This window comes from Acutalibacter sp. 1XD8-33 (genome assembly GCF_003612555.1).
Lineage (GTDB): Bacteria > Bacillota > Clostridia > Oscillospirales > Acutalibacteraceae > Acutalibacter.
In genome coordinates, this window is record NZ_RAZF01000064.1 from 1 (window position 1) to 3,200 (window position 3,200).

Here is a 3,200-nt window from a genome sequence, read left to right on the forward strand (position 1 = left end):
AGGGCGCATTATCCGAGATAATCAATTATCCGAGGAAACTCTCAAAACCACCAGCATAAAAGGCTTTCAGAGAAGTTGCCTCGGATAATGTAAGAACTATTTCAGGAAGTCAGGGAGCTGATGCTCTTTCTTTTGTGTAACAGGATTTTCTTTTTGATGGGAAAACCACTTTTCGTTCCAATCCCGGATATGCCTGTTTACGGTTCCCTGTGAAAGTTCAGCATACCGTTCTGTTGTGGAGATCGAGGAATGTCCGAGAAAATTTTTGATTGCCATAATTGGTACCCCGGCTTCCAACATATGTGTGGCGGTCGTATGCCTCATGGTGTGCGGGGTGTAGCGTTTTTCAAGGAACATTTCCGGATGCCCGGCTCTTGCGAGCATGATATATTTTTTATAAATCTCCTCAATACAGGAAATGCTCATCTGCGGATGGGTCTGGCTGGAAAAGATGTAGGCCTCCAACCGACCGGCCTTTCCCGTTTCCTCCAGATATCGTTCCAGGAGAGTTCCGCTAGGCCTTGCAATCACGATCCTCCGGGTTTTGTTTCCCTTTCCAGTAATTGTAAGCTTATAGAGGTTTTTCTCGGCCAGGAAGTCCCTGACTTTGAGATCGCAGATTTCCTGTGCCCTGGCTCCGCTGGCATACATCAGGTTCAAAAGAACTTGGTCACGGAAGCCCATCCGTTTCCCGGGATCAGGAAGCCGGAGCAGGATTGAAACTTCATCAAGCGTAAAGGTGGTCCTCGGCTGGACGGCCTCTTTTTTTACAGGCACTCTTTTCACCGCATTTGCAAACACAGTCGCTGCTTCAAAATTCCTGTTCTGTGCGTAACCGGCAAAAGAGGCCAATGCTGAAAGCCTGAGATTCCTTGTGGATACTGAGCATCCCCGTTCTGCTTCGATCCATTTCAGGAAGCCGTCAATAGTCTCGAAATTCAAATCCCGGAAGAGGATTTCACCAGCATTTTTCTTCTTTTCCTGATAAACATACTGGAACAAAAGGCGGAAGGCATGTTTATAGGATCTCGTGGTATTAGGGGAAAGCCCTGACGAAAGCGGCATATATTCCGTAAAAAACTGTTCCAGGAGGAGCATGAATTCAGGAAGTTTATTTTTCCTCATACGCCACCTCCGTGAATACGCCAGCGGCATAATCTTCAAACAGCTCCGTATATTCAGGGAACATATCACCACTGAATTTCAGATATTTCTCCGTTTCGTCCATGTCATGGTGTCCAAGATAGACTGACAGGAAAGGAACAGAGTCATCTGTCGGGCGTCCGTTTTTCTCTGCCTGCGCAAATGAATGGATGGCAAAATAGTGACGGAAGCAATGAAGGCACTGCCCTCTGGAATGGGATTTTTCCTGTACATACAGGCCGGTTTCCCGCAAGAGGTTCCTAAACCGAAAATCAAAGGTTCCTTTACTGACGGAAAACTCTTGGCCCCTGGCTGCCGGGAACAGACAGCTTTCCGGTTCTGTTTTGATCCCCATAGCAATGCAGTATCTTTCCAGCATCTCTGTCAATGTCCTGTCCATTGGAACAACACGCTGTTTGTTGTTCTTGGCATGGCGGATCAGGATGGTCCCATTGCGGAAATTTATATCTTTTACCCTGGCGGCAAGCGGTTCTCCCAGGCGGAACCCGCACCCAAGGAGCATCCGGAGCAGCATACAGAACTCCATGTCCGTCCGGCGGGTTTTCGGGTTGGCCCAGCTGTCGGCGCAGGACAGAAGCGTTTGGATTTCCCTGTCCGAAAAAATATATGGGACATAGCTGTCTGATGTTTTGGGGCAGGCGGGCATGAAAACACTGTACCCCTTGTATTGAAGGTACCGCAAAAATTTGCGGAGATAGCTTACCTTATCGCTGACCGTTTTGGGCGCGTTTATCTGCTGGAGTTCCCTGATCCAGTGATTGATGGCTGTTTCCGTAACCCTGTCGGCGTTTTCTGCCACCAGCAGTGAATCGAACGAAAGAAGGGTTCTGCGTGTACTCCGCAAAGTATCATCGCTGACAGTCCCCTGGCTGATTTCCAGATATTCTGCAAGCTCATGTTTGAAAACCGACTGGAACTGTGTCATGACAGGCGCCACCTCCCCTCCAGAAAAGCAGCAAATGTACCTGCCGCCTCCATGACCGGGAGGGCGTAGTTCCGCAGCTGCTCCACATCCAGACTGACATAGGATTGGATGGCGTTCTGGTCTGTATGCCCAAGGGCTTTCCTTACCGCCTCATAAGGGATGTTGTTATTGACCATGGAACTTGCCAGGGATGACCGGAAAGCATGTGCGCCCTGTTTGCGTCCCGCCGGATCAATTCCAGCTGCCATAATGGCAGTCCTGACGATCTTGGTGATTGCCTGCACAGAGATATGGCTGTAAGGGGGAACGATGCGGAGAAATACATACGGGCTGTCATAGCAGGCCCGTTCTTCCTCTAAATACTGTTTCAGGGCGGCCTTTACATCCGGGACCATGGGAAGTTCAATGTCAACGCCGGTTTTGTGCTGTGTAAGCAGAATCAGCTTCCTGCCAAAATCCAGTTCCCGGAATGTCATGGATGAGATGTCCCCGCTCCTGATCCCCAGCCGTGTCGCAAGAAGCAGCACTGCGTAATCTCGCTTTCCATGTGGGGAGTCCCGGCCTACGCTATTTTCAATTTTCAGGATTTCTTCTATTGTATAAACAGAAGGGTACGGCTGCGGCCTCTTGAAAAGAGGAACGATGCCGCTGTAATCCCTGTCGGTATGTCTGGCCTGATATGCATATCTGAGGAATGTCCGGATGTGTGAAAGGTACCATTTGCTGCTGACCATTAAACACGCGGCTCCTACATTTTGGGCGTTCATTGCCTGCGGCGCTGCGCAGCCTGTATCAGCTAGGGCGGATAAAAAGTAGTGCCCAATCTTATCGTGAAGATGGATGCTGCTTTCCTGAAGCCCCTTGCGTTTCCCGTCTTCAAGGTACTCCGCTAAAAGAGCCTCCATTTCCGGATTCAATTCGTGGTATCCGCATGGCACTGTGTTGGTTTCCCTTGTATGGTAACCCATAGTTAAAACCTCCTGTTTGATAGCTTTAACTGTACTATGCCCATGTGGATAAATTTTATCCGAGATTTTTTGCATGAACCCCCGCATACAAAAGGTTTTTAAGAATTTCCTCGGATAATTAAAAATCTCGGATAATGCGCCCT

General features: G+C 49.0%; 3 protein-coding genes. All 3 read right to left on the bottom strand.

Going from position 1 to position 3,200, the window contains the following annotated elements:
- Nucleotides 1-96: 96 nt before the first annotated feature.
- Nucleotides 97-1,125 carry a tyrosine-type recombinase/integrase gene (locus D7X94_RS17665; protein ID WP_120429118.1) on the bottom strand — a complete coding sequence of 343 codons (1,029 nt, stop codon included), beginning with the start codon at nucleotides 1,123-1,125 and terminating at the stop codon, nucleotides 97-99.
- The gene (locus D7X94_RS17670) at nucleotides 1,112-2,089 is read right to left on the bottom strand and encodes a tyrosine-type recombinase/integrase (protein ID WP_120429120.1); all 978 of its coding nucleotides are present in this window, start codon (nucleotides 2,087-2,089) and stop codon (nucleotides 1,112-1,114) included. The genes D7X94_RS17665 and D7X94_RS17670 overlap by 14 nt, the downstream gene beginning before the upstream one ends.
- On the bottom strand, nucleotides 2,086-3,200 hold a 1,115-nt coding region (locus D7X94_RS17675; RefSeq protein WP_243111383.1), incomplete at its 5' end, for a tyrosine-type recombinase/integrase. The genes D7X94_RS17675 and D7X94_RS17670, both read right to left, overlap by 4 nt.